The following is a 26,865-nucleotide window of genomic DNA, read 5'->3' on the forward strand; positions in this document are numbered from 1 at the left end:
TGTCCGATCACGCCCACGCCCGCGTTCCCGCACGACCACAGCCGGGGGGGGGGGGGGGGGCGGCCCGGCCCCGCGGGGGGGGGGGGGGGGTGGTGGGGGGGGGGGGGGGGGGGGGGGGGGGGGGGGGGTCCCCGGGGGGGGGGGGGGGGGCCCCCGCGCCCCCCCCCCCCCCCCCCCCACCGCCACGACAGCCGCCTCACGGCGTCACGTCACGGCCTTACAGCCTCGCGGCGTCACAGCACCGCGTCGACCGGTCAGACGCCGATGTCGCCGCCGTCCTTGCGGTAGACCGCCACGACCGCCGGGCGGACGATCTTGCCCGGGCCGTCGGGCCACGTGCTCGCCGGCTTCTCGACGGACGCGCCGTCCAGCTCACCCGGGTGCTGCACGGCCACCAGGACGCGGCGGTCCTGGATCAGCGGGCCGCAGGTCTCCGCACCGGTCGGAACGGTCAGGAACTGCTTCAGCTCACCGCGCCGCTCGCCCTGCGTCGCGACACCGAACAGCCCGTCGTGCGTGCCGGGCGCGTTGCCGTCCGTCGAGATCCACAGATTGCCGTGCGGGTCGAACGCGACGTTGTCCGGGCAGGAGATCGGGCTGACCTTGTCCTTCGGGAAGCCCGCGAAGTACGTCGCGGGGTCCTTCGGGTCGCCCGCGACCAGGAAGAGGCGCCAGGCGAAGCCGTCACCGGCCGGATCGTCCCAGTTCTCGGCGAGCTCCAGGATGTGGCCGTGCTTGTTGGCGTTACGGGGGTTGGCCTCGTCGGCGCCCGCCTTACCGGCCTTGCCACGGTCCGTGTTGTTCGTCAGCGCCACGTAGACACGGCCGGTGCGCGGCGACGGCTCGACGTCCTCCGGGCGATCCATCTTGGTGGCGCCGACCTTGTCGCCCGCGAGACGCGTGAAGACGTACACCTCGTCAGCGGTGACGCTAGGGGGCAGGTGAGCAGAGCGGCGGCGGTCCGGTGAAGCCCGAATGAATGCGGGCCGACCGGGAGGTCATGGGGTCGCATGGTGTCAGTCATAGGGAGACAAAGCGGGGCGGAAACGGGGCGGAAGCGGGGCCGGAAACCAGTCGAAGACCGATCGGGAGCGGGTCAGGAGCGGGGCAGGAGTCGGGCCGGGGACCGGGAAGCCGTCCGGCCGACCGGGCGGCCCTTCGCACACGGGGGCCGCCCCTCCCGGAGATCGCGCGGAGCGGCCGCTAACCTTACGTATCCGCCCTGGCCAGGGATGCTGCGTTTCCCCGGCGGCGGAACCGCACCCAACTCATCTGAAAGGCCTCGCCCATGGGCATTCGGAGCTTGCTGCGCAAGGTGTTCGGACGCGACCGTGCGGAGGAGAACAACGAGTCGGCGGCAACCTCCGTCCCGCCGCAGGCCGACCGCACGGATTCCGCCGAGCGGAGTAAGAAAGCCGCGACCACGGCCACGACCGCGACAGTGCCGGCCCCCGCGGACGGAGCGGCGGCGGATCTCGTGGCCGCGGCGTTCGACAAACCCCGCCCGACCGGCAAGCGGGACGGGACCGTCCCGTCGCAGTCGACGCGCTCGACCGATGACACGCCGAGGGCCACGGTCCCGGCCCAGACGACGTCGGAGCCGGAGCCGGAGTCAGAGCTGGAGCCGGAGGCAACGCCCGTACCGGAGGCGGCCGTTACGGCTGCCGCCACGGCGCCCGCCGTGGCGCCGGAGACGGAGCCGGAGACGGAGCCGGAGACGGCCGCCGAGCCGGAGGCAGAGGCCGAGGCGACGCCCGAGCCGGAGGCCGCACCGGCCCCCGAGGCGGACGACGCCCCCGTCACCGTCACTGCCGCCGAGGCCGACCCCGTCGTCCCGGTCATCGAGCCGGAGGCCGAGGCCGACCCCGTCGTCCCGGCCGAGCCGGAGACCCCGGCCGCCGAGCCGCTGACCGAGCCCGAGGCGACGCCCGAGCCGGAGGCCGCACCGGCCCCCGAGGCGGACGACGCCCCCGTCACCGTCACTGCCGCCGAGGCCGACCCCGCCGTCCCGGTCATCCCCGTCATCGAGCCGGAGGCGGAGACGGCCCCTGAGGCCGTACCGGTCGCCGAGGCCGTACCGGTCGCCGAGGCCGACGCGCCCGTCGCCGTGGCCGAGCCCGAGGCTCCGCCTGCGGCGGAGAGCACGCCGCTCCCGGAAACGGACGTCACGGACCCGACGAACCACCCCCAGGCCGAAGCCGACCCCGTCGTCCCGGCCGACCTGGAGACCCCGGTCACCGAGCCCGAGCCCGAGGTCAAGCCCGAGCCCGAGCCCGAGCTTGAAGTCGAGCCCGAGCCCGAGCCCGAGGTCGAGCCCGAGCTTGAAGTCGAGCCCGAGCCGCACGCACCCGTCGCCGTCGCCGAGACGCACGCGCCCGTCGCCGAGCCCGACCCGGTCGCCCCGGTCGCCCCCGCCACCGTCCCCGCCACCGTGCCCGACGCCGCCCCGGCACCCGAGGTGGACGCGCCCGCCGGCCAGGCCGTCGCCGCCGGGCTCACCGCACACCACACCGCCGCCGGTGCCGCGCTTCAGGAGCGGGGGATCGAGGGCGTGCGGGCGCGGGTGTATCTCGTTCTCGACCGGTCGGGCTCCATGCGGCCGTACTACAAGGACGGCAGCGCCCAGCACCTCGCCGAGCAGACGGTCGCCCTCGCCGCGCACCTCGGCGACGAGGCGGTCGTCCACACCGTGTTCTTCTCGACCGACATCGACGGTACGGCCGACCTGACGCCCTCCGCGTACGAGAACGCGGTGGACGAGGCGCACGCCGGTTTCGGCCGGATGGGCCGGACCAGCTACCACCGGGCCGTCGAGCAGGTCGTCGAGCACTACGAGAAGTCGGGGGCCGACGTCCCCGCGCTGGTCGTGTTCCAGACGGACGGGGCGCCCGACGCCAAGCAGCCCGCCCGCCAGGCGCTCGTGGACGTGGCGGGGAAGCCGCTGTTCTGGGCGTTCGTGGCGTTCGGGGAGCACGACTCCAAGGCGTTCGACTTCCTGCGCAAGCTGGGTCTCGACAACGTCGGGTTCTTCCACGCGGGTCCCGTCCCGCGCGAGGTCCCCGACGCCGATCTCTACCGCGAGCTGCTCACCGCCTGGAAGCCCACGGCCTGAGCCGTCAGTCCGTCCGCTGCCGCCGGCCCGCGTCACCCACGCGGGCCGGCGGCAGTTTCACCGTCACCACCAGACCACCCCCCGCCCCGCCCGGCACGGCGGTGACCGTCCCGCCGTGCGCGACGGCTATCGAGCGCACGATGGAGAGCCCGAGCCCCGCCCCGGGCCCCATCCGGTCACGTCCCTCACCCCGCCGGAACGGTTCGAAGAATGCCGGGATGTCCGCCATGGAGACGGCGGGGCCCGTGTTGCGGACGACGAGCACGCACCCGCTGACGGCGATCCCGACCGTCCCGCCCGGCACGTTGTACGCGACGGCGTTGGCCAGCAGATTCCCGGCCAGCCGTCCGAGCAGCAGCCGGTTCCCGCGCACCACCCCCGCGTCGCCCCCGGCCCTGGTCCCGGCCCCGCCCGCGCCGGCCAGGGACAGCGACGCGGACAGGCCGTACCGGGCCGCCTCCTCGGCCACCGCCTCCCCCAGATCGACCAGCTCCTGGTCCTCGACCTCACGCTCGCTGCGCGCCAGGACGAGCAGCCCCTCGATGAGCCGCTCGCTGCGCCGGTTGTTGGCGAGGAGCGTCTCCTTCGTACGGGCCAGCTCCTCCGGCGAGCACATCTCGTCGAGGCCGACCTGGATCGCGGTGCGCTGGGTGGCCAGCGGCGTGCGCAGCTCGTGCGAGGCGTTCGCGATGAACCGCCGCTGGCTGTCGAACGCCTTCTGCAGCCGCCCCAGCAGCGCGTCCAGCGTGTCGCCCAGCTCCTTCAGCTCGTCGTCGGGCCCGCTCGCCCCGACGCGTTCGTGCAGGTTGTGCTCGGACAGCCGGCGTGCCTTGGCCGTCATCGCGTGCACGGGCCGCAGCACCCGCCCCGCCGTCCACCAGCCGACCCCGACCGCGCACGCCGCCATCACGAGCAGCGCGACGGCGGACCAGAAGACCATCTCGTCGGAGGCGGCGTCGCTGACGGTGTCCGTGAGCCGGTAGACCTGGTAGACGCTGACGTGCGGGAGCATCCCCTCGCGGGCGGCGATCGCCTGCGCCTTGTTCTCCGTACCGGCGCTGGAGAGCAGGTTGACGACGGCGAGCAGGCAGCCGCCGAGCACGATGAAGGCGCCGCCGTAGACGAGCGCGATACGGGTACGGATGGTGGTGGAGCGGGGGCCCTGGGCGGGGCTCTTCACAGGGCGTACCCCACGCCCTGCACCGTACGGATCAGCGCCGGTTCGCCCAGCTTGCCCCGCAGCTTGCTCAGGCAGACGCGGACGGCCCCCGTGAAGGGGTCCGCGTGCGCGTCCCAGGCCCGCTCCAGCAGCTCCTCGGCCGAGACCGGCGCCCCGTCCGCCTCCAGCAGGATCTGGAGCACCGAGAACTCCTTCGGCGAGAGGTCCAGCGGCTGCCCGTCCCGGGACGCCGTCCGCCGTACGGAATCGAGCCGTACCCCTTCCCGCTCCAGCTGCGGCGGTACGGGCCTGGCGCTGCGCCGCCGCAGCGCGCGCACCCGGGAGACCAGCTCGGGGAATTCGAAGGGCTTGCCCAGATAGTCGTCGGCTCCCAGGTCGAGGCCCTCGACGCGGTCCTCCATGGAGGCGGACGCGGTGAGCATCAGGATGCGCGTGCGGGAGGCGTCGGCGACCAGTTTGCGCGCGACGTCGTCGCCGTGGACGCGTGGCAGATCGCGGTCGAGGACGACCACGTCGTAGTCGTGCAGTCCCAGGTACGCGAGGGCCGCGTCCCCGCTGTACACGGTGTCGACGGCGAAACCCGCGCGTCGCAGGCCGGTGGCGACCAGCTCGGCCAGGATCTCCTCGTCCTCGGCGACCAGTACCCGCATGCTGTCGTCCCCTGCCTCGTCCCCGACCCCGTGCCCGACCCCGTGCCCGGCTCGCCGCCCGGCCTCGTGTCCCGCGCCGTGCCCGGCCTCGTGTCCCGTCTCGTGGCGTGCCTCGCGCATGATGCCCTTCTCCTCCCAGGATGCGCCTGTCTACGGCACCGGCTGTTTCGCAAAGCTCTCCGCCGGGCATACGCGGTGGTTTATCGATGTGAAGAGACCATCGCGGGGCCGATACCATTTCGACCATGGCGGCCACTGGATCCGAAGAGCAGGGTGGGAAGGCGTTCTACGTCACCACCCCCATTTACTACGTCAACGACGCTCCTCACCTGGGCCACGCCTACACGACCGTCGCAGGCGACGTGCTCACCCGCTGGCACCGCCAGCGCGGCGAGAAGGTGTGGTACCTCACCGGCACGGACGAGCACGGTCAGAAGATCATGCGCACCGCCGATGCCAACGGGGTCTCTCCGCAGGAGTGGTGCGACAAGCTCGTGGACGAGGCCTGGCGGCCTCTCTGGGAGCACCTGAACATCGCGAACGACGACTTCATCCGGACGACGGAGAAGCGGCACACGGACCGTGTGCAGGAGTTCGTGCAGGACCTGTACGACAAGGACGAGATCTACAAGGGCGGGTACGAAGGCCCGTACTGCGTGGGCTGCGAGGAGTACAAGCTCCCCGGCGAGCTGATCGAGGGCGAGGACGGCGTCAAGCTGTGCTCCGTCCACAAGAAGCCGGTGGAGATCCTCAAGGAGGAGAACTACTTCTTCAAGCTCAGCGAGTACGGTCCCCGGCTGCTGGAGCTGTACGAGGCCAACCCCGGCTTCATCCAGCCCGAGTCCGCCCGCAACGAGGTCGTGAGCTTCGTCAAGCAGGGCCTCCAGGACCTCTCCATCTCGCGCTCCACGTTCGACTGGGGCGTCCCGGTGCCGTGGGACGAGAAGCACGTCATCTACGTGTGGGTCGACGCGCTGCTCAACTACGCGACGGCGGTCGGCTACGGCGCCAACCAGGAGAAGTTCGACGCGACCTTCCCGGCGGACGTGCACCTCATCGGCAAGGACATCCTGCGCTTCCACGCGGTCATCTGGCCCGCCATGCTGATGGCGCAGGGGCTGCCCGTACCCGGCAGGATCGCCGCCAACGGCTGGCTGATGGTCGGCGGCGAGAAGATGTCGAAGTCGAACCTGACCGGCATCAAGCCGCAGGACCTGACCTCGCACTTCGGCGTCGACGCGTACCGCTGGTACTTCCTGCGCGCCATCGCCTTCGGGCAGGACGGCTCGTTCTCCTGGGAGGACTTCACCGCCCGCTACACCTCCGAGCTGGCGAACGACTTCGGCAACCTCGCCTCGCGCGTCGCGGCCATGGTCGGCAAGTACTTCAGCGGCGCGCTGCCCGGGGCAACGGCGGCGGGCGACGCCGAGCAGGCCGTACGGGACGGGCTGTCCCGCGCGGTCGCCGAGGCCGACCGGAAGATCGGCGAGGAGCTGGACTTCGCGGGCGGGATCGCGGCGGTCTTCGACTTCGTGAAGCAGGTCAACGGCTACCTGACCGAGCAGGAGCCCTGGAAGGTCGCCAAGGACGAGTCCGCCGAGGGCCAGGCGCGGCTCGCGACGATCCTCTACACGGCCGCCGAGTCGCTGCGGGCCATGGCCGTCCTGCTGAACCCGGTCATGCCGGACACCTCGCAGAAGCTGTGGGACTCGCTCGGCGCCGCCGAGTCGCTGGGCGCGCTCGCGGACCAGCGGGTCCAGGACGCGGCCACATGGGGGCAGCTGCCGGCCGGCACGACGGTGACGAAGGGCGCGGTGCTGTTCCCGCGCCTGGAGGAGAAGCCCGCGTAAGCGGTACGCGCACCGAGGAAGGCCCGGGACCAAGCTGGTCCCGGGCCTTTCCCGTGCGTACGGGCCGGCTGCCTCGACGTCGCCGTCGCCCGGGTCCCTGGTCGTTTCGCGATCAGGTCCCGATCAGGTCCCGATCAGGTTGCCCGGAACGGGAAGAGGCCCGGAACCTTTCGGCTCCGGGCCTCTCCTCTTCCGACGGCGTGCTGACCGGGCTGTTACTCGCCGGACTTCGCGACCGGCTTGCGCAGTGCGATGTTCAGCTCGCGCAGGCGGGTCTCGTCGAGCTCGGTCGGGGCGCCCATCATCAGGTCCTGGGCGTTGCCGTTGAGCGGGAAGGCGATCGTCTCGCGGATGTTGGGCTCGTCGGCCAGCAGCATCACGATGCGGTCGACGCCCGGGGCGATGCCACCGTGCGGCGGGGCGCCGAGGCGGAACGCGCGGAGCATGCCCGCGAATTCGTGCTCGACGGTGTCGCGGTCGTAGCCGGCGATCTCGAAGGCCCTGAGCATCAGCTCGGGCTCGTGGTTACGGATCGCGCCGGAGGACAGCTCGATGCCGTTGCAGACGATGTCGTACTGCCACGCCAGGATGTCCAGCGGGTCCTTCGTCTCCAGGTCTTCCAGACCGCCCTGGGGCATCGAGAACGGGTTGTGCGAGAAGTCGATCTTCCCGGTCTCCTCGTCCTTCTCGTACATCGGGAAGTCGACGATCCAGCAGAAGCGGAAGACGCCTTCCTCGAAGTGGCCGGCGCGCTTGGCGGCCTCGACGCGGACCGCGCTCATGATCTTGGAGACCTCGTCGAACTCGCCCGCGCCGAAGAAGATGGCGTGGCCGGGCGCGAGCGCCAGACGCTCGGTCAGGACCTTGATGTCGTCCTCGGTGAGGAACTTGGCGATCGGGCCGGTCAGCGTGCCGTCCTCGCCGACCCGCACCCAGGCCAGGCCCTTCGCGCCCTGCTCGACGGCGAAGTCACCGAGGCCGTCGAAGAACTTGCGCGGCTGCCCGGCGGTGTCCGGGACCGGGAGGGCGCGGACGTGCTTGCCGGCGAACGCCTTGAACTCGGAGCCCGCGAAGACGTCCGAGATGTCGACGAGCTCCAGCTTGGCCCGCAGGTCCGGCTTGTCGTTGCCGTACTTCAGCATCGACTCGCGGAACGGGATGCGCGGGAACGGGGAGGTGACCTCGCGGCCGCCGCCGAACTCGGTGAAGAGCTCGGTCATCAGCTTCTCGATCGGCCGGAAGACGTCCTCCTGCTCGACGAAGCTCATCTCGACGTCGAGCTGGTAGAACTCGCCGGGCGAGCGGTCGGCGCGGGCGTCCTCGTCGCGGAAGCACGGCGCGATCTGGAAGTAGCGGTCGAACCCGGAGATCATCAGCAGCTGCTTGAACTGCTGCGGGGCCTGCGGCAGCGCGTAGAACTTGCCGGGGTTCAGCCGGGACGGGACCACGAAGTCACGGGCGCCCTCGGGGGAGGTCGCGGTGAGGATCGGGGTGGCCATCTCGTTGAAGCCGAGCGTGGTCATCTTGTGCCGGATGGCGGAGATGACGGCCGTACGCAGCAGGATGTTGCGGTGCATCCGCTCGCGGCGCAGGTCGAGGAAGCGGTACTCCAGGCGCCGCTCCTCGTTGACGCCGTCCTCGGTGTTGATCGTGAACGGCAGCGGGCCCGCCGCGCCTAGCACCTCGACCTCGGAGACCTCGATCTCGATCTCGCCGGTCGGCAGCTCCGGGTTCACGTTCTCCGTGCCGCGCGCGGAGACCGTGCCGTCGATCCGGACGACGGTCTCCTTGGTGAGCTTGGAGAGCGCCTCGTTGGCGGCGGTGCCGGGGCGGGCGACGAGCTGCACCAGACCGTAGTGGTCCCGCAGATCGATGAAGAGGATGCCGCCCAGGTCTCGGCGATTGTGCAGCCAGCCGCTCAGCCGGACGTCGGTGCCGACGTCAGAGGCGCGGAGCTCGCCGCAGGTGTGGGACCTGTACCGATGCATCGTCGTTCATCCAGTCTTAGCAATTCGGGGTGGGACGGTCGTCACCAGGCTACCGTCCGACCGCGCCACCCTCGGTGGCGATGTGTCCGCACATATTCATAAAGTGGGACAATGAGGTCCGACGAGGTCTTGAGTGCTATCGGGATCGGCCTGTGGGAGTGGGACAGCGCTTCCGACATGGTCACGCTGGACGCGACGGCCGCGTACCTCTACCGCTTGCCCGAAGGATCCACGTCCGTCTCGGCGGGGGCGCTGCTCGCCCACCTCCACCCGGTCGACAGGAACGAGATCGACGCCACCCTCCAGCTGGCGTTCGCCGAAGGCATCCTGGCCGAGTCCCGGCTGCGGGTGCTGGACGAGGCGGGCCGGGTGGTCCGTACGGTACGGACCCGGGGCAGGCCCTCCACCGCCGAGCCGCGGGTGTCCGACGAGGAGCCGGCCCAGACCATGGTGGGCTGCGTCTACGAGATCACCCCGCCCGCCGATGGCTCCAGCCCCCCGGAAGACCGGGTCACCACGGACCGGCGCAGGTCCCGGGAGGCGTTCCTGCTCGACGCGGGGCGGGCGCTGGCCGAGGCCCACTCCACCGCGGAGGTCCTGCGGGTGGCCACGTCGCTGTTCATGCCCGAGTTCCCGGCGATCACGCTGGCCGTCTACCAGCCGGTGGGCGACCGTCTGAAGGTCACCAGCTACAGCGGGGACATGCCGGCGGACCTGGCGCCCTTCGCGGACCTGCCGCTGGACGCCGACTATCCGGCGGTGGACGTCATCCATAGCGGCCAAGCCGTCTACCTCGGCGGCCCGGACGCGTACGCGAAGCGGTATCCCGGCGCCTGGCAGTACGCGAGGCGTTTCGGACTGGGAGCCTGGGCCTTCGTGCCGCTGACGATGGCGAACCGGACACTCGGTGTCTGGCGGGTCGTCTTCGACCACGAGCTGGCCTTCAACTTCGACGAGCGCGCGGCACTGACGACCGTGGCCCGGATGCTGGCTCAGTCGCTGGCCCGGGCCGGGGTCACCGAGTCCGAACGGGAGCTGGCGCTGGGGCTCCAGCGCTCGATGATGCCGACCACCGGCCCGGAGATCCCGGGAATGACGGCCATCGGGCGCTACGTGCCCACCGGAGGCAGCCTCCAGGTGGGCGGCGACTGGTACGACATGATCCCGCTGCCCGGCGGATCCGCCCCCGGGGCGGACAGCACCGGCCAGCGGTTCGCCCTGGTCATCGGTGATGTCGAGGGACACGACGTACGGGCCGCCGGGCTCATGGGAGCCCTGCGCATCGCACTGCGCGCGTACGCCTCCGAGGGACACCACCCGGACGCGGTGCTGGCCCGCGCCTCCCGCTTTCTGGCCGGGCTTCAGCAGGGCCCCCAGGACGCTGGACGGGACGCACGGCCGACGAGCGACAACGGCTGGCCGCAGTCCAACGCCAGGGACGCCATCTTCGGTCCCACCGATCCGGCCTGTAACACACCGCGCTTCGCGACCTGTCTCTATCTGGAGGTGAACCCCCAGGACGGGACGCTCGACGTGGCGCGCGCGGGCCACCCCGACCTGTTCGTCCTGTCCGCCGACGGAACGGCGACCGTCAGGGCCACCGCCGGCGGACTCCCGCTCGGGGTGGAGGCCGACTCGGACTACCCGATCACCAGGCTCACCCTGGAACCGGGCGAGACCCTGATGCTGTGCACGGACGGGCTGATCGAAGCGGTCGGCAGGGACTACCCCGAGGGCTGCGCGCGTCTCCAGCGGATCCTGGAGGAGCAGGGCGCGCGGTCGGCGGACCAACTCGCCGACGCTCTCATCGGGAACGCCCGCGCCAGTGGACCGTACTCAGGGCCGCCAGGGCCGCCGTCTCTGCTGTCCGGACGCGAGGACGACATCGCGCTGCTCCTGCTGGCGCGGGACAGGGCGCCCGTCGGCGCGGCGGGACGGGCACCCCGTCGCACGGCGGTCACGATCGCCCAGGCAGAACCAAGGCGGGTCGCGAGCGCCAGGCAGCAGGTGCGCGATCTGCTCCAGGACTGGGCGGACGAGGAGCAGATCGACTCGGCGGAGCTGATGGTCTCCGAGATGGTGACCAATGTGCTGGTCCACACGGACGGGGACGCGCTGCTGGTGGCCGAGGCCGCCGGGGAGCGCGGACGGCGGCGGCTGCGGGTCGAGGTCGCTGACAGCAGCGACGAGCTGCCGCACCGCCGCAGCCCCGGCGAGCTGGCGTCCAGCGGGCGGGGGCTGGTGCTGATGGAGGTGCTGGCGGACGCGTGGGGGGCGGACCCGCGCGGCGACGGCAAGTCCATCTGGTTCGAGCTGTACGAGGGCGGCGGGCCGAGGTCGGAACCTCACGCGGGGCCGGAACCCGAATCGGATCCCGAATCGGGTCCGGAACCTGAGTCAGGTCCGGAGCCTGAGTCGGGGCCGGAACCTCAGCCGGAGCCGGACGGGGAGCCCGAGCCCGCAGGGGGGTCGTGAGCCGCGTGGTGGCCGTAGCGCTGCCGTAGTTCGGCGATCACGCCGAACACGGCGGCCGTCAGCGGTACGGCGAGCAGCATGCCGAGAATCCCGGCGACGGCGGCGCCCGCCGTGATCGCCAGCATCACCACGGCCGGGTGCATCTGGACCGTACGGCTCTGGATCACCGGCTGGAGCACATGCCCCTCCAGCAGCTGCACGGCGAGGACCACGCCGAGCGCCCAGAGCGCGATGGCGTAGCCCCGGTCCGCGAGCGCGACCAGCACCGCCACGGTGCCGGAGAGGAGCGCGCCGAGGTAGGGGACGTACGCGCCGACGAACACCAGCGCGCCGAGCCCGACGGCGCCGGGCACCCGCAGGATCAGCAGTCCGGCCGTGATGCAGGTCGCGTCGATGAGGGCGATGATCGTGGTGCCGCGCATAAAGCCCTCGACGGCCCCGAAGGCGTGGCGTGCCATGGCTTCGACGGCCTCACCGGTCGCCTGCGGGGCCAGCGACCGGAGCGCGCCCGCGACTCTGTCGGAGTCCCGCAGGAAGAAGAACATCAGCAGCAGCGAGAGCACCGCCGTGGCGGCGAGCTCGGCGGCGACGCTGAGGCCGGTGAGCACCCCGGAGGCGGCGGTGCTCGCGTACTTCTTGAGGAGGCTCTTGGCATCACCCGCCAGGTCGTCCAGCGAGGTCCCGGCGGTGCCGAAGAGTCGGGCGAGATCCTTCCATGCCTGCTGGAGCGAGGCGATGATCTGGTCGCCGCTGTCGATCAGTGCGGTGATGACGATGTAGCCGGCCCCGCCGACGACGCCCACCACGGCGACGCAGGTCAGTCCGGCGGCGAGCGAGCGGGGCACCCTCATCGCGACGAGCCGGCGGTGCAGGGGGCCGAGCAGCGCGGTGCCGAGCAGTGCGAGCAGAACGGGGGTGATGGCCACCCGGAAGGTGCTCCACAGCCAGATCAGCACGGCCCCGACACCTGCGACGAGCAGCACCACCCCGCACCACGCGGCGACGCGCCGGACACTCTCGGGCAGGAGGAACGACCGCGAAGGCATCTGCACCTTCCCACCCGATCACGCGCGTGTCCGGCTGTCCTGCGCACGCCCCCGGCCGGGTGACGTGCCGTCACCCGGCCGCAGGTGCTCCGCCCGTCATGATCCGGACGAAAGGCCTTACGCGTGGGCCGCCGGGACCGTGCCCAGGCGCCCGGCCTGGAAGTCGTCGAAGGCCTGCTTGAGCTCGGCCTGACTGTTCATCACGAACGGCCCGTACTGCGCCATCGGCTCACGGATCGGGCGTCCGCCCAGCAGGACGACCTCCAGGTCCGGCGTGTTCGAGTCCTGGGACTCGTCCGCGCGGACGGTGATCGTGCCGCCGGCGCCGAACACCGCGGTCTGGCCCGTGTGGACCGGCCGCCGGTCCGTACCGGCCGTGCCGCGCCCGGCCAGGACGTACGCGAGACCGTTGAAGTCCTCGCGCCACGGAAGCGTGAGCTCGGCACCCGGCCGCAGCGTCGCGTGGACCATCGTGATGGGGGTGTGCGTGATACCGGGGCCCTCGTGGCCGTCGAGCTCACCCGCGATCACCCGGAGCAGCGCGCCGCCGTCCGGCGAGGTCAGCAGCTGGACCTGGCCGCCGCGGATGTCCTGGTAGCGGGGGGCCATCATCTTGTCGGCCGCCGGGAGGTTCACCCAGAGCTGGAGGCCGTGGAACAGGCCGCCGGACATGACCAGCGCCTCCGGCGGCGCCTCGATGTGCAGCAGGCCGGAGCCCGCCGTCATCCACTGGGTGTCACCGTTCTTGATGGTCCCGCCGCCGCCGTTGCTGTCCTGGTGGATGAAGCTTCCGTCGATCAGGTACGTGACCGTCTCGAAGCCGCGGTGCGGGTGCCACGGGGTGCCCTTGGGCTCGCCCGCCGCGTAGTCCACCTCACCCATCTGGTCCATCATGATGAAGGGGTCGAGGTGCCGGTAGTCGATCCCCGCGAACGCGCGGCGCACCGGGAAGCCCTCGCCCTCGAAGCCGCTGGGCGCGGTGGTGACGGCGAGTACCGGACGGGCGGGGGCGCCGGCCGGAGCCGTCACGCGGGGCAGGGTCAGCGGATTGTCGACAGTCACTGCGGGCATGGGGGGCCTCCTCTAATCCTTCAACCTCAATCCAATTTAGTTGAAAGATGAACATCTGGCAAGGCGGGCCGCGCACACCGCACCTCGGCGCGGCCGGACGCCCGCGCACACGAGCGAGGCCCGTACCGACCGGTACGGGCCTCGGGACCGCTCAGCGCGGGCGCGCGCGGGAAGAACGAAAAGGACGGCGGGAAGAGCGGGCCGATCAGCCGTACATCCGGCGCATCGCGAAGTCGACCATCTGCTCGACCGCCTTCGCGTCGAACACCATCCGGTGATCGCCCTCCATGTCGAGCACGAAGCCGTACCCCGTCGGCAGCAGATCGATCACCTCGGCGCCCGTGATCACGAAGTACTTGGACTCCTTGCCCGCGTACCGACGCAGCTCCTTCAGCGTGCTGAACATGGGGATCACCGGCTGCTGGGTGTTGTGCAGCGCCAGGAACCCGGGATTGTCACCGCGCGGGCAGTAGACCTTCGACGTCGCGAAGATCTGCTGGAAGTCCTCCGCCGACAGCGACCCCGTCGTGAACGCGCGCACGGCGTCCCCCAGCGACGGAGGCGACGGTTCCGGATACAGCGGCTGCTCGCCGTAGCCACCGGCACCGGCGCCGCCCATCGGCTGCTGCGGCTGCTGCTGCGGGTGTGCGTACTGCTGCTGAGCACCCGGGGTCTGGTCGTAGCCGTACATGAGCGCAAGAGTACTGAGGAATGCGGCCGGGGGGAGCCTCGTCACAGATGCCCGGAGGGGGTTGCATCTTATTACCCATGGGTAGCATCATCGGAGCTACTCAGCAGTAAAAGCACGAGGAATCCGCCTCCCGAGCCTTACGGAGCCGTCGCCATGGGGCACTACAAGTCGAATCTCCGCGACATCGAGTTCAACCTCTTCGAGGTCCTCGGGCGCGACAAGCTCTACGGCACGGGCCCGTTCGCGGAGATGGACGTGGAGACCGCCAGGAGCATCCTCGGTGAGGTCGTCCGCCTCGCGGAGACCGACCTCGCCGCGTCGTTCGCGGACGCCGACCGCACCCCGCCGGTGTTCGACCCGGAGACCGGCACCGCCCCGGTCCCCGCGACCTTCAAGAAGAGCTACCAGGCCTACATGGACTCCGAGTACTGGCGCCTGGGCCTGCCCGAGGAGATCGGCGGCACCACCGCCCCCCGCTCCCTGATCTGGGCCTACGCGGAGCTGCTCCTCGGCGCGAACCCGGCCGTGTGGATGTACGCGTCGGGTCCGGCCTTCGCCGGCGTCCTCTACGAGGAGGGCACCGAGGCACAGCGGAAGGTCGCCGCGATCGCCGTCGAGAAGCGGTGGGGCTCCACCATGGTCCTCACCGAGCCGGACGCCGGCTCGGACGTCGGCGCGGGCCGCACGAAGGCCGTCGAGCAGGCCGACGGCAGCTGGCACATCGAGGGCGTGAAGCGCTTCATCACCTCCGGTGAGCACGACATGTCGGAGAACATCCTTCATTACGTCCTCGCCCGCCCCGAGGGCTCCGGCCCCGGCACCAAGGGCCTGTCCCTCTTCCTCGTACCGAAGTACGAGTTCGACTGGGAGACCGGCGAACTGGGCGCGCGCAACGGCGTGTACGCCACGAACGTCGAGCACAAGATGGGCCTCAAGGCGTCCAACACCTGCGAGCTGACCTTCGGCGACCGCCACCCCGCCAGGGGCTGGCTGATCGGTGACAAGCACGAGGGCATCCGCCAGATGTTCCGCATCATCGAGTTCGCCCGGATGATGGTCGGCACGAAGGCCATCGCCACCCTCTCCACCGGCTACCTGAACGCGCTGGAGTACGCCAAGGAGCGCGTCCAGGGCCCCGATCTGGCGCAGTTCATGGACAAGGCCGCACCCAAGGTCACCATCACGCACCACCCCGACGTGCGCCGCTCGCTGATGACGCAGAAGGCGTACGCGGAGGGCATGCGCGCCCTCGTCCTCCACACCGCCTCCGTCCAGGACGAGATCTCCGTCAAGGAGGCCGCCGGCGAGGACGTCACGGCGCTGAGCGGGCTGAACGACCTGCTGCTGCCGATCGTGAAGGGCTACGGCTCCGAGCGGTCGTACGAACAGCTGGCGCAGGCGCTCCAGATATTCGGCGGCTCCGGATATCTCCAGGAGTACCCGATCGAGCAGTACATCCGGGACGCCAAGATCGACACCCTCTACGAGGGCACCACGGCCATCCAGGGCCAGGACTACTTCTTCCGCAAGATCGTCCGCGACCAGGGCCAGGCGCTCAACACCCTCGCCGAGGAGATCAAGAAGTTCCTCGCCGTGGGCACCGGCGGTACGGAGCTGGCCCCGGCCCGCGACGCGCTCGCCCGGGCCGCCGGCGACCTGGAGGCGATCGTCGGCCGGATGCTGACCGACCTCACCGCCACCGGCGAGGACGTCAGGAACATCTACAAGGTCGGACTCAACACCACACGCCTGCTGATGGCTTCCGGCGATGTGGTCGTCGGGTACCTGCTGCTGCGCGGGGCCGCGGTGGCCGCCGAGAAGCTGGAGACGGCCGCCGCGCGGGACGTGGCGTTCTACCAGGGCAAGATCGCGGCGGCGAAGTTCTTCGCCGCGAACGTACTGCCGGGCGTCGCGGCGGAGCGGGCACTCGCCGAGGCCGTCGACCACTCCCTCATGGAGCTGGACGAAGCGGCGTTCTAGTCCCTCTCCCGCGGCACTGATACCGCGAACGCGGACCTCCGGCCACGCAATTCCGGGGAGCCCGTGTCAACGCGCCGTACGGGGGCAGGACACCTCTCGGGGAGAGGCGTCCTGCCCCCCTCCCGTCACCCCCGTCCCCCCTCGCGCTCCCGTCCCGTCCCCCCTCGCGCTCCCGTCCCGTCCGCCCGGCGGACCCACCCCCACCCTCCGTTTCCGTGCCCGATATCCCCATGTGCGGAGCTTGTCCGCCCCGGCATATGACGTTGTCAGCGCTGCCGGGACCGGTGCCGGGCGCCCGTCGTTATGGTGAACCCCATGAGCACTTCCGCCCGCTTCGACCGCGGCCACACCGACGACCTCATGACCTACCTCTCGGCCAGCCCGTCGCCGTACCACGCGGTGGCCAATGCCGCGGAGCGCCTGGAGAAGGCAGGCTTCCGCCAGGTACTGGAGACGGATGCCTGGGACGGTTCCACGGGCGGACGGTTCGTGCTGCGCGGCGGGGCGATCATCGCCTGGTACGTACCGGAGGGCGCGGAACCGCACACACCGTTCCGGATCATCGGCGCGCACACGGACTCCCCCAATCTGCGGGTGAAGCCGATCCCGGACACCGGCTCGTACGGCTGGCGGCAGATCGCCGTCGAGATCTACGGCGGGACGCTGCTCAACACCTGGCTCGACCGTGATCTGGGGCTCGCGGGCCGGATCACCCTGCGCGACGGCTCGCACCGGCTGGTCAACATCGACCGCGCGCTGCTGCGCGTCCCCCAACTGGCCGTGCACCTGGACCGGTCCGTCAACACCGAGGGCCTCAAGCTGGACCGGCAGCGGCACATGCAGCCCATCTGGGGCCTCGGGGAGACCGAGGAGGGCGACCTGATCCGCTTCGTGGCCGGGGAAGCGGGCGTCGCGCCGGAGGACATCACCGGCTGGGACCTCATGCCGCACGCCATCGAGGCGCCCGCCTACCTCGGCAAGGACCGCGAGCTGCTGGCCGGGCCCCGGATGGACAACCTCATCTCCGTGCACGCGGGTACGGCCGCGCTGACCTCGGTCGTCGGCACACCCCTGCCGTACATCCCGGTGCTGGCCGCCTTCGACCACGAGGAGAACGGCTCACAGTCGGACACCGGCGCGGACGGGCCGCTGCTCGGCACGGTCCTGGAGCGTTCGGTGCTCTCCCGGGGCGGTACGTACGAGGACCGGGCGCGGGCCTTCGCCGGCACGATCTGCCTGTCGTCGGACACCGGCCACGCCGTGCACCCGAACTACAGCGAGCGCCACGACCCGACGCACCGCCCGCGCGCCAACGGCGGCCCGATCCTCAAGGTCAACGTCAACATGCGGTACGCGACGGACGGCAGCGGCCGCGCCGTCTTCGCGGCGGCGTGCGAGAAGGCGGGCGTGCCGTGGCAGTCGTTCGTCTCGGACAACTCGATGCCGTGCGGCACGACCATCGGCCCGATCACCGCGGCCCGGCACGGCATCCGGACGGTCGACATCGGCGTCGCGATCCTGTCGATGCACAGCGCGCGCGAACTGTGCGGCGCCGATGACCCGTACCTGCTGGCGAACGCGCTGGTCGCCTTCCTGGAGGGCTGACCCACCGCGTGGGCCGGACAACGGCCCCCGCGATGAACTCCCGCCGCCCGCATGGCTGTTCCGGACCGGGGTACCCGACCCAATGGCCCGGAACGGCCACCACTCGTATCAGGAGGCGGGATTCATGGGCATAGGCGGATGCATCGTTCTCATCGCGGTGGGGGCGATCCTCACCTTCGCGACCGACTGGGAACTCGACAGCGTCAACGTCGACCTGGTCGGGATCATCATGATGGCGGTCGGCATCATCGGCATCGCCACCTTCACCAGCATCGCCCGCCGCCGGCGGGCCATCGTCTCGCCGGTCGCCCCGACCATCGTGGAACGGGACGACCGCAGCGGCTTCTGACCGGTACGTCAGCGACTTCCGGCCCGACGCGGGCTCAGGCGCCCGGCGTGACACAGGCTCAGGCGCCCGGCGCGGCTCAGGCGCCCGGCCCCGGCGCGGCTCAGGCGTCGAGCCCGGCCAGGACCAGCGCCAGCCGGGACGTACCGCCCTCGGTCAGGCGGACCGGGACACCCCAGTCCTGCTGGTGGACATGGCAGGCCGGGTACTCGTTGGCCGGGTCGTCGTCGCAGGACGCCGCCATCGCGGAGACATGCAGGACGCCCTCCGTGACGCCGTCGGCGAGCACCAGCTCACGCCGCAGATCCGTACCGGCGCCGCCGCCCTCCGCCAGCAGCTCGGGCGGGGTCGCGGAGACGAGCAGCCGGGTCGAGGGACCGTAACGCGTGTCGAGCTTCTGCCCGCTCGGCGCGGTGAAGACGATGTCCAGCTGGAGCGCGCCGGGCCCGACCTCGGTGGCGGCCCGCTGGGTGCGGTGGGCGACCGCCTCGACGCGGACCGCCTCCTCGGGCAGCCGCAGCCGGGTCAGCCGGTGGCGCGCGGACTCGACGACGACGATGTCCTCGCCGACCAGGAGCGCGTCGCTGGGCTCGCGCAGATCCGTGGCGAGGGTGGTCACCTCACCGGTCGCCGGGTCGAAGCGGCGCAGGGCGTGGTTGTACGTGTCCGAGACGGCGACCGAACCGTCGGGCAGCGCGGTGACACCCAGCGGGTGCTGGAGCAGCGCCTGCTCGGCGGCCCCGTCGCGGTGCCCGAAGTCGAAGAGCCCGGTGCCGACGGCCGTACGGATGGCGAACCCGCCGGTGTCCGCGTCCCGCTCGACGTACCGCAGGGCGCTCGTCTCCGAGTCGGCGATCCACAGCCGGTCCCCGGCCGCCGCCAGCCCGGACGGCTGCGCGAACCACGCCTCGGCGGCGGGCCCGTCCACGAGTCCCTCATTGGTGGTGCCGGCCGCGACCTGGACGGTGCCGGTGGCCGGGTCGTACGTCCACAGCTGGTGGACACCGGCCATCGCGATCCACACCCGGTCCGCCCACCAGGCGACATCCCACGGCGAGGAGAGGTCGACCTCGCGGGCCGGCCCGGAGGTCGGCGACCCCTGCCACCACTGCTTGCCGGTCCCGGCGACGGTCTCGATCACGCCGCTGACCGGGTCGTACGTCCGCAGCGCGTGGTTCACGGTGTCGGCGACGATCACCTTGCCGCCGGGCAGCAGCGCGAGGCCCTGCGGCTCACTGAACGAGTCGGGACCGAACCCGCGGGTGCCGGTGCCGATCCGCCGTACGACCGTCTCGCCGTCCGGCTCCAGCTCGACCAGCTGATGGCGGGTGGAGTCGGAGACGAGGAAGTTCCCGCTCTCCAGCACCAGCGCCTTCCCGGGGAAACGCAGATCGGTCGCGACCGGCTCCGGCGGAACGTACGGCCCGTCCCCGCGCCGCAGCGTGCCCTTCGCGGAGTGCTCGGCCTCCAGCTCCTCGACCAGCTTCTCGATCGCGTGCGCGTGCCCCTCACCGGCGTGCTGCGCGACGACGTACCCCTCGGGGTCGACCACGACGAGCGTGGGCCAGGCCCGTACGGCGTACTGCTTCCAGGTCACCATCTCGGGGTCGTCCAGGACGGGGTGATGCACCTCATACCGCTCGACGGCGTCCACGACGGCCCGGTGCTCGGCCTCGTGCACGAACTTCGGCGAGTGGACCCCGATGATCACCACCGTGTCCCGGTGCTTCTCCTCCAGCTCCCGCAGCTCGTCCAGGACGTGCAGGCAGTTGATGCAGGCGAACGTCCAAAAATCCAGGATGACGATGCGTCCCCGCAGGTCAGCCAGGGAGTACGAGGTACCGCCCGTATTGAGCCAACCGCCCTTTCCGACCAGCTCGGGGGCACGGACACGGGCGCGACGGGACACGGGAGAAGCATCGTTCATGCATCAAGGGTGCCATCCCGGGTCGTGTGACCTGACGCACGCCCGCGCCGCCCGAACGCGTGCACCTCACTCCGTGACGCCTTCGGGGCGCCCCGGCGGGGTACCCGTTCCCCATGAAATATCTCGTGCGCGACAAGATCTTCGCGATCGGCGACGACTACTGGATCGAGGACGAGAGCGGCCGGCAGGCCTTTCTCGTCGACGGAAAGGCGCTGCGGCTCCGCGACACCCTGGAGCTGAAGGATCCGTCCGGGCGGGTGCTGATCACCCTGCGGCAGAAGCTGCTCAGCCTGCGCGACGCGATGACCATCGAGCGGGACGACCGGACGCTCGCGACCATCCGCAAGAAGCGGCTCTCGCTGCTGCGCAACCACTACCGGGTGTCGCTGGTGGACGGCACCGAGCTGGATGTGAGCGGGCGGATCCTCGACCGGGAGTTCGCGATCGAGTACGACGGCGAGCTGCTGGCGCACATCTCGCGGCGCTGGCTGCGGGTACGGGAGACGTACGGCGTGGACGTGGTGCGGGAGGACAGCGACCACGCGCTGCTCATCGCCGTGGCGGTGTGCGTGATCCGGATGGCGGAGAAGGAACGCGAGGACGGCTGAACCCGGACCGGGGCCGAGTGCCCGGCGGCGCGGTCGTTGAGCGTGCTGCCCGGCGGCGCGGCGGCCGTTCGGTGCTGCTCGGCGGCGCGGTCGTCGCGTGTGCGGCTCAGCGGCGCGGCGGCCGTTCGGTGCTGCTCGGCGGCGCGGTCGTTGAGCGTGCCGCTCAGCGGCGCGGCGGCGTTTCCAGGCCCAGCCGGCGGTCCTTCAGCGCCGGGAACCGCTCGCGCGTCGTCGCCACCTTCGCCGGGTCGAGATCCACCGTGAGGACCTCCTCGCCGGGCCCCGCCTCGGCGAGTACCTCGCCCCAGGGGTCCACGACGATGCTGTGCCCCGACTGCTCCACCCCGGCGTGGGTGCCGGCGGTGGAGCAGGCCAGGACGTACGCCTGGTTCTCCACGGCGCGGGCCCGCGCGAGCAGCGTCCAGTGCGCGCGGCGCCGGGCGGGCCAGCCGGCCGGGACGACGAGTGTCTGCGCGCCGGCGTCGACGAGCCCGCGGAACAGCTCGGGGAAGCGCAGGTCGTAGCAGGTGGCGAGGCCGAGGGTGGTCTCCGGCAGCCGTAGGGTGACCAGTTCCCCGCCCGCGCCCATCATCGCCGCCTCGCCCTGGTCGAAGCCGAAGCGGTGGATCTTGCGGTACGTGGCGGCCCGTTCACCGGCGGGGGAGATGACGAGCGAGGTGTTGTAGAGCGGTCCTTCGGGATCCCGTTCGACGATGGATCCGGCGTGCAACCAGACCCCGGCGTCACGCGCCGCCTTCGACATCGCCTCGAAGGTGGGGCCGTCCAGCGCCTCCGCCTCCTCGGCGAATGACTCGTACGCGAACGCCCCGACCGGCCACAGCTCCGGCAGGACCACCAGGTCAGCGCCTCGCTGCCGGCGCACCAGCGCGGCCGCACGCTGCCTGCGGGCGCCGACGGATTCGTCCGGGTCTACCGCGATCTGGATGAGCGAGGCGCGCACAGTACCACCGTCCTGGCATTCGAACCGTCAACACGGGCCTACGATCGTCACACGAAAGCACTGCCGGGGTGCCATCGGGCAGCGTAACTTAGCTGCAAACCTCCCAAGCGGCCGCAGCCGCCGCCCGCAGACCGCAGCCCGCCAGCAAGCCAGCCCGCGTACCGCAGAACCGCCGAGGGGTCCCGTGACCGTCCATCCCAGCCTTCAGAACTACGCCGATGCCTGGACCCATTCCATCGAGGCCATAGCCGAGTTGGTGCAGCCACTCGTCGAAAGCGAGTGGAACTGGCGCACACCGTGCCCCGGGTGGTCCGTACGAGACATCATCTCGCACGTCATCGGCATGGAATGCGAGATGCTCGGGGACCCACGGCCGATCCACTCACTGCCGCGCGATCTCTACCACGTGCAGAGCGAGTTCGCCCGTTACATGGAGATGCAGGTCGATGTGCGGCGGCACCACACCGCACCGGAGATGACCTCCGAGCTGGAGTACACGGTCATCCGCCGCAACCGTCAGCTGCGGAACGAGAACCGCCTGCCCGACACGATGGTCCGGGCGCCCCTCGGCACCGAGCAGACCCTCGAAACCGCCTGGCGGGGACGGGCGTTCGACCTCTGGGTGCACGAGCAGGACCTGCGCACCACGCTCGACAAGCCGGGCAACCTCGACTCCCCCGGCGCCCTGGTCGCCCGCGACGAGCTGCTGGTCGGGCTGGCCGAGGCCGTCGCGAAGGACGCGGGCGCGCCGCCGAACTCGGCGATCGTGATCGACGTGCACGGCCCGGTGGAGTTCCTGCGTACGGTCCGGGTGAGCGCGGACGGCCGTGGCTCGGTCGACGGCTCGCCGTCACTCGGCCCCCTGGTGACGCTCGCGATGGACTGGGAGACGTACTTCAGGCTGGCGTGCGGCCGGGTGCGGCCGGCGGCCGTCGCGGACCAGATCAAGATCGACGGGGATCAGGAGCTGGCGGCGGCGATCCTGCGCGAGTTCGCGGTGACGCGGTAGGCACGAGAAGGCGATAGGCGCGAGGGATGCGGCAGGTGCGAGGGGCGCGGCAGGTGCGAGGGGCGCGGTGACGCGGTAGGCGCGAGGGCGGCGGACACAGCGCGCGCGCAGGGCGTACGGCGCGATGAGGCGGGCACCCGCACGGTCCACCCCGCCTCACGCCGGTACGTACGGGCACGGCGTCACGCCGGTACGTGCACCACTTCCACCCGGCTCGCCACCAGCCGCTCCCGCTCCCGCCGGGCCGTCCGCGCCCGCAGCCGCAGGATCTGGACCACGCCGAGCGCTTCGAGGACGAAGACGGACGCGAACGCGATCCGGTAGTTGTCGCCGGTCGCGTCCAGCAGGAGACCGATCGCGAGCAGTGTCGTCATCGAGGCGGTGAAACCACCGATGTTGACGATTCCGGAGGCGGTGCCCTGACGCTCCGGCGGATTCGCGGGCCGGGCGAAGTCGAAGCCGATCATCGACGCGGGACCGCAGGAGCCGAGCACCACGCAGAGGGTGATCAGCAGCCACATCGGGGTGTGGTCACCCGGGTAAGCGATCGTCGCGCCCCAGAGCAGCGCCGTCACCCCGACCGTGCCGAGCGCCAGCGGCGCCCTGGCCCCGTGGTGCCGGGCGATGACCTGCCCGTAGACCAGGCCCACGGCCATGTTGGAGAGCACGACGAGGGTGAGCAGCTCGCCCGCCGTGGCCCGGGACAGACCCTGCGCCTCGACGAGGAACGGCAGCCCCCACAGCAGGAGGAAGACCATGGCCGGGAACTGGGTGGTGAAGTGCACCCACATCCCGAGCCGGGTGCCCGGCTCGCTCCAGGACAGGGCGATCTGCTTCCGTACGTAGGCGAAGCCGACGTGCCCGGCAGGCGGCGGCTCATGGCCTTCCGGATGGTCCCGGAGGAAGAGCAGCACCAGGACCAGGACGACGGCACCGGCCACGGCGCTGCCCGCGAAGGTCGCGGTCCAGCCCAGACCGTGCAGGGTCCGGGAGATGAGGACGGTGGAGACCAGATTGCCCGCCACCCCGAACAGCGCGGCGATCTGCGCGATCAGCGGCCCCCGGCGGGCCGGGAACCAGCGGGTGCCGAGCCGCAGCACGGTGATGAAGGTCATCGCGTCGCCGCAGCCGAGCAGGGCGCGGGAGGCCAGGGCCATGCCGTACGAGGGGGCGAGCGCGAAGCCCAGCTGCCCGACCGTGAAGAGCACCGCGCCGATCGTCAGTACCTTCTTGGTGCCGAGCCGGTCGACCAGCAGCCCCACGGGTATCTGCATGCCCGCGTACACGAGCAGTTGAAGGATCGAGAACGTCGACAGCGCGGAGGCGTTGATGTCGAAGCGCTCGACGGCGTCGAGCCCGGCCACGCCCAGACTCGTACGGAAGGTGACGGCGACGAAGTAGACGGCGACGCCGATGCCCCACATCCCGACGGCACGCCGGCCGCCGGGCGGATCGCCGGGCAGCGTGAGAGCCGGGCCACTCATCGGGCCTCCCCCCGGACGAGCACCTTCACGCGGCTGACATGCCGGCGCACACACGCGGCGGCTCCCTCGACGTCGCCCGTCCTGATGGCTTCGAGCAGTTCGGCGTGTTCGGTGATGTTCGCGGCGATGCGGTCGGGGTGCGCCTCCATCACGGCGACGCCCATCCGCAACTGCCGGTCCCTGAGCTGGTCGTAGAGCTTCGACAGAATCTGATTGCCCGCGTTCCGCACGATCTCCGCGTGGAACGACCGGTCGGTCACCGAGACGGCGGCGAGGTCCCCTTCGGCGGCCCACCGCCGCTGCTCCTCCAGCAACTCCTCCAGCCGCCCGATCAACCGCCCGGACGCCGGCACGGCCTTCCGTACGGCGAACTCCTCGACCAGCAGCCGCGTCTCGACGACATCCGCGATCTCCTGCGCGGACACGGCGAGTACGAGCGCGCCCTTCTTGGGGTAGAGCTTGATCAGCCCCTCCACCTCCAGCTTGAGCAGCGCCTCCCGCACGGGCGTCCGGGAGACGCCGACCGCCTCGGCCAGCTCTCCCTCGGTGAGCAGGGTCCCGCCCTCGTAGCGGCGGTCGAGGACGGCCTCCTTGATATGGCTGTAGACACGGTCGGCGGCGGGCGGTTGCTTCATGGAAGCAGGCGGGGCGGACGGCATGAGCACAGCTTAGATACAACAGAGGTGCAACAGGAATCCGCGTCCGGGATACGGGACGGCGGAGCACCGGCCACCGGCCCGGCCCCGGAGCCCGGATCAGAAGCCCCGGACCCGGGATCACAAGCCCTGGACCCGGGGTCAGAGGCCCCGGACCCCGGATCTGAAGCCCCGGACCCGGGACCGACTGGTCCCGATCCTCGACGACTCCCCGCGTACATCCGTTCGGCCCGCTCACGTGTCCTCTACCGAGACGCCTTTGCGGAGGAGTCTCACGTCGTGGCATTCAGGCGCATTCGCGATTCGGAGCGTTCCCTTTGACAACTTGCCTTCCGGGCGTACGCAGAGCCGCCGTGGTCAGCCTCACCGCCGGCCTGCTGCTGACCGTCTCCCCCCTGGCCGCGTCCGCCCAAGCGGCCACCGCCCCCGCCGTCACCGGCAAGGGAGCCTTTCTGCTGAACAGCGCGTCCGGCGCCACGGTCTTCGCCAAGTCGGCGGACACCAGGCGCCAGATGGCCAGCACCACCAAGATCATGACGGCCGCCGTGGTGCTCAGCACCAAGGGCGTCGACCTCAATCGCAAGATCACCGTCAAGCAGGCCTACCGCGACTACGTCGTCAGGCAGGGCGCCAGCACGGCGGACCTGCGGACGGGCGACAAGGTGACCGTCCGCCAGCTGCTGTACGGCACGATGCTGCCCTCCGGCTGTGACGCGGCGTACGCCCTCGCCGACACCTTCGGTACGGGTGCCACCACCGCCGCCCGTACGAAGTCGTTCATCTCGAAGATGAACAAGAAGGCCACCGAACTGGGTCTCAAGAACACCAAGTTCGACTCCTTCGACGGCATATCGAAAGCGGGGAACAACTACACCACCCCCCGCGATCTGGCGAAGATCGCCCAGTACGCCATGAAGAACACGGCCTTCCGCACGGTGGTCAAGGCCACCAAGTACACAGGCACGGCGCCGACCAGCAAGGGCGGCAAGCGCACGTACACCTGGTACAACACGAACAAGCTGCTCGGCTCCTACAAGGGCGCCATCGGCCTCAAGACCGGCACCGGCACCTCGGCGGGACCCTGCCTGGTCTTCGCCGCCACTCGCGGAAACCAGACCCTCGTCGGTGTCGTGCTGAACGGCTCCGACCGCTACAAGGACGCCGCGAAGCTCCTCGACCACGGCTTCGGCTCGACGACCGCGAAGACCATGCGACTCCGTACCCTCCCGGCGGACGCACAGCGCGACTGACCGGCACGAGCGGTTCTTCCCCGGCCAGGCCCGCGAACTGCTCGACGGTAGCGCCGGACTCCTGCGAGGTCATCTTCGACCGGCTCGACGGGACGCCACCCCGCCGGGGCCGCTGAGCCCTCCGCCGGAGTCCCCGGCCCCGTACCGTGCCCCCGGTGACGCACAGGTCACCGGGGGTACTGCTGTCCGGCCGCGAGTCGGGACGGACGGGATCTGCCCGAGCGGGAGGACGCTCACCGGCTCAGAACGTGACGGCGCCGGGCCGCCCCGTCCCGAACCGCCGCCACTCAGCTGCCGTCGGGGAAGCCGCCCCGGTGCGACACCATCGGGTACTGCGGGAGCCCGGCCACCGGGTCCGCGAGCAGCCGCGCCGTCAGCGCCCGGTACGGCGGATGCGCGCGCCAGCCGTCCGGAGGGGGCCGGAGACCCAGGGACAGACACGGCTCCCCGTCAGCCGCCGCGCCGGTCACGGCCCGCAGGGCGTCGCGGAGTTCACTGACGGCCCGCCCGCCCAACCGCCGCCGCCAGGCGGTCTCGACCTCGGCGAGGATCCGCGGGTACTTCCGCCGCGCGCCCAGGCCCAGCGGGGTCAGCCGGGCCACACGGGTTCGCGGGGCGGCGGGGTCCGGCTCCACCAGCGCGTATCCGTGCCGTTCCAGGAAGCCGAGGGACACGGCGACCGCCTCCTTCGACACCCCGGTCAGCGCGGGCAGGTCCCGCACCCGGAGGCCGTCCTCGTCCAGCACCCGCAGGACGTTCGCGCTGACCGCGAGCGACAGGCGCGACGCCTGCTCGAAATCGGCGGTGAACGCCAGCAGGACGCGGGACAGCAGCGCGGAGAGCGGCAAGGGAGCGGTCATGGGGCCGACGCTGCGCCGTCGCGATCCCGGCCGGTGTCCTTCCGGCCGGAAACGGCCGTCGGCGGGCGGGCCGGCGGGGGCCGGTCCGCCCGCCGACGGGGGGGGGGCGGGGGGGG

General features: G+C 71.3%; 20 protein-coding genes and 1 pseudogene. 9 read left to right on the forward strand and 12 right to left on the reverse strand.

The genetic code is table 11. From position 1 onward, the window contains the following. Positions 1 to 254: 254 nt before the first annotated feature. Positions 255 to 935, reverse strand: a pseudogene (locus ACIBAE_RS12150) (PhoX family protein); the annotation flags it as partial. A gap of 353 nt (positions 936 to 1,288) precedes the next feature. Between ACIBAE_RS12150 and ACIBAE_RS12155 the strand changes: the two are divergent. Further along, positions 1,289 to 3,112 (forward strand): VWA domain-containing protein, encoded by a 1,824-nt coding sequence (locus tag ACIBAE_RS12155; RefSeq protein ID WP_399284288.1) that lies wholly within the window; start codon positions 1,289 to 1,291, stop codon positions 3,110 to 3,112. Between the two features lie 4 nt (positions 3,113 to 3,116). Here ACIBAE_RS12155 and ACIBAE_RS12160 read toward each other — a convergent pair whose 3' ends face one another. Further along, positions 3,117 to 4,292: an ATP-binding protein gene (locus ACIBAE_RS12160; RefSeq protein WP_399284290.1), complete on the reverse strand. Its 1,176-nt coding sequence runs from the start codon at positions 4,290 to 4,292 to the stop codon at positions 3,117 to 3,119. Further along, a complete protein-coding gene (locus tag ACIBAE_RS12165; protein WP_399284670.1) occupies positions 4,289 to 4,942 on the reverse strand; it encodes a response regulator transcription factor in 654 nt (217 codons plus the stop codon). The genes ACIBAE_RS12160 and ACIBAE_RS12165 overlap by 4 nt, the downstream gene beginning before the upstream one ends. A gap of 245 nt (positions 4,943 to 5,187) precedes the next feature. Here ACIBAE_RS12165 and metG point away from each other — a divergent pair, with 245 nt between their 5' ends. Continuing rightward, complete coding sequence (metG, locus tag ACIBAE_RS12170; RefSeq protein WP_399284292.1) at positions 5,188 to 6,792, forward strand: methionine--tRNA ligase; 1,605 nt, start codon at positions 5,188 to 5,190, stop codon at positions 6,790 to 6,792. Between the two features lie 215 nt (positions 6,793 to 7,007). Here metG and aspS read toward each other — a convergent pair whose 3' ends face one another. Next, the gene (gene aspS / locus ACIBAE_RS12175) at positions 7,008 to 8,780 is read right to left on the reverse strand and encodes an aspartate--tRNA ligase (protein ID WP_399284293.1); all 1,773 of its coding nucleotides are present in this window, start codon (positions 8,778 to 8,780) and stop codon (positions 7,008 to 7,010) included. Positions 8,781 to 8,891: 111 nt separating this feature from the next. On the opposite strand from aspS, the gene ACIBAE_RS12180 reads away from it, so the two are divergent. Beyond that, positions 8,892 to 11,255, forward strand: a complete 2,364-nt coding sequence (locus ACIBAE_RS12180; RefSeq protein WP_399284294.1) for a SpoIIE family protein phosphatase — start codon at positions 8,892 to 8,894, stop codon at positions 11,253 to 11,255. Here ACIBAE_RS12180 and ACIBAE_RS12185 read toward each other — a convergent pair. The 3 genes from ACIBAE_RS12185 to ACIBAE_RS12195 all read right to left on the reverse strand — a co-directional run bounded on the left by ACIBAE_RS12185 (position 11,210) and on the right by ACIBAE_RS12195 (position 14,063). Beyond that, positions 11,210 to 12,301, reverse strand: a complete 1,092-nt coding sequence (locus tag ACIBAE_RS12185) for an AI-2E family transporter (protein WP_399284296.1) — start codon at positions 12,299 to 12,301, stop codon at positions 11,210 to 11,212. The two genes, ACIBAE_RS12180 and ACIBAE_RS12185, sit on opposite strands and share 46 nt — an antisense overlap. 117 nt (positions 12,302 to 12,418) lie before the next feature. Then, positions 12,419 to 13,372 (reverse strand): pirin family protein, encoded by a 954-nt coding sequence (locus ACIBAE_RS12190; RefSeq protein ID WP_399284298.1) that lies wholly within the window; start codon positions 13,370 to 13,372, stop codon positions 12,419 to 12,421. Positions 13,373 to 13,577: 205 nt separating this feature from the next. Further along, a complete protein-coding gene (locus ACIBAE_RS12195) occupies positions 13,578 to 14,063 on the reverse strand; it encodes an SseB family protein (protein WP_399284301.1) in 486 nt (161 codons plus the stop codon). A 153-nt stretch (positions 14,064 to 14,216) separates the two neighbouring features. On the opposite strand from ACIBAE_RS12195, the gene ACIBAE_RS12200 reads away from it, so the two are divergent. The 3 genes from ACIBAE_RS12200 (at position 14,217) to ACIBAE_RS12210 (ending at position 17,997) form a co-directional block, all read left to right on the forward strand. Continuing rightward, positions 14,217 to 16,043, forward strand: a complete 1,827-nt coding sequence (locus ACIBAE_RS12200; RefSeq protein ID WP_399284303.1) for an acyl-CoA dehydrogenase — start codon at positions 14,217 to 14,219, stop codon at positions 16,041 to 16,043. 315 nt (positions 16,044 to 16,358) lie between these two features. Further along, positions 16,359 to 17,648 carry a M18 family aminopeptidase gene (locus tag ACIBAE_RS12205; RefSeq protein ID WP_399284305.1) on the forward strand — a complete coding sequence of 430 codons (1,290 nt, stop codon included), beginning with the start codon at positions 16,359 to 16,361 and terminating at the stop codon, positions 17,646 to 17,648. Positions 17,649 to 17,772: 124 nt separating this feature from the next. After that, a complete protein-coding gene (locus ACIBAE_RS12210; protein WP_399284307.1) occupies positions 17,773 to 17,997 on the forward strand; it encodes a DUF6458 family protein in 225 nt (74 codons plus the stop codon). A gap of 100 nt (positions 17,998 to 18,097) precedes the next feature. Here ACIBAE_RS12210 and ACIBAE_RS12215 read toward each other — a convergent pair whose 3' ends face one another. Beyond that, positions 18,098 to 19,921 (reverse strand): NHL domain-containing thioredoxin family protein, encoded by a 1,824-nt coding sequence (locus ACIBAE_RS12215; protein WP_399284308.1) that lies wholly within the window; start codon positions 19,919 to 19,921, stop codon positions 18,098 to 18,100. A gap of 113 nt (positions 19,922 to 20,034) precedes the next feature. Between ACIBAE_RS12215 and ACIBAE_RS12220 the strand changes: the two genes are divergently transcribed. Then, on the forward strand, positions 20,035 to 20,529 hold the full coding sequence (locus tag ACIBAE_RS12220) for an LURP-one-related/scramblase family protein (protein WP_399284310.1): 495 nt from the start codon (positions 20,035 to 20,037) through the stop codon (positions 20,527 to 20,529). A gap of 163 nt (positions 20,530 to 20,692) precedes the next feature. Here the strand turns inward: ACIBAE_RS12220 and ACIBAE_RS12225 are convergent, their stop codons facing one another. Next, positions 20,693 to 21,490, reverse strand: a complete 798-nt coding sequence (locus tag ACIBAE_RS12225; RefSeq protein ID WP_399284311.1) for a carbon-nitrogen family hydrolase — start codon at positions 21,488 to 21,490, stop codon at positions 20,693 to 20,695. A 184-nt stretch (positions 21,491 to 21,674) separates the two neighbouring features. On the opposite strand from ACIBAE_RS12225, the gene ACIBAE_RS12230 reads away from it, so the two are divergent. Next, complete coding sequence (locus tag ACIBAE_RS12230) at positions 21,675 to 22,499, forward strand: maleylpyruvate isomerase family mycothiol-dependent enzyme (RefSeq protein WP_399284313.1); 825 nt, start codon at positions 21,675 to 21,677, stop codon at positions 22,497 to 22,499. Positions 22,500 to 22,681: 182 nt separating this feature from the next. Here the strand turns inward: ACIBAE_RS12230 and ACIBAE_RS12235 are convergent, their stop codons facing one another. After that, a complete protein-coding gene (locus ACIBAE_RS12235; protein WP_399284314.1) occupies positions 22,682 to 23,983 on the reverse strand; it encodes a nitrate/nitrite transporter in 1,302 nt (433 codons plus the stop codon). Beyond that, entirely contained in the window at positions 23,980 to 24,642 is a 663-nt protein-coding gene (locus ACIBAE_RS12240; RefSeq protein WP_399284315.1) for a GntR family transcriptional regulator, read from the reverse strand. Before ACIBAE_RS12240 ends, ACIBAE_RS12235 begins: the two co-directional genes overlap by 4 nt. A 314-nt stretch (positions 24,643 to 24,956) precedes the next feature. On the opposite strand from ACIBAE_RS12240, the gene ACIBAE_RS12245 reads away from it, so the two are divergent. Beyond that, a complete protein-coding gene (locus ACIBAE_RS12245) occupies positions 24,957 to 25,889 on the forward strand; it encodes a D-alanyl-D-alanine carboxypeptidase family protein (protein ID WP_399284317.1) in 933 nt (310 codons plus the stop codon). Between the two features lie 287 nt (positions 25,890 to 26,176). Here the strand turns inward: ACIBAE_RS12245 and ACIBAE_RS12250 are convergent, their stop codons facing one another. Continuing rightward, a complete protein-coding gene (locus ACIBAE_RS12250; protein WP_399284319.1) occupies positions 26,177 to 26,749 on the reverse strand; it encodes a hypothetical protein in 573 nt (190 codons plus the stop codon). Positions 26,750 to 26,865: the final 116 nt, after the last annotated feature.

The organism is Streptomyces sp. NPDC051569 (assembly GCF_044454085.1).
Classification (GTDB): domain Bacteria; phylum Actinomycetota; class Actinomycetes; order Streptomycetales; family Streptomycetaceae; genus Streptomyces.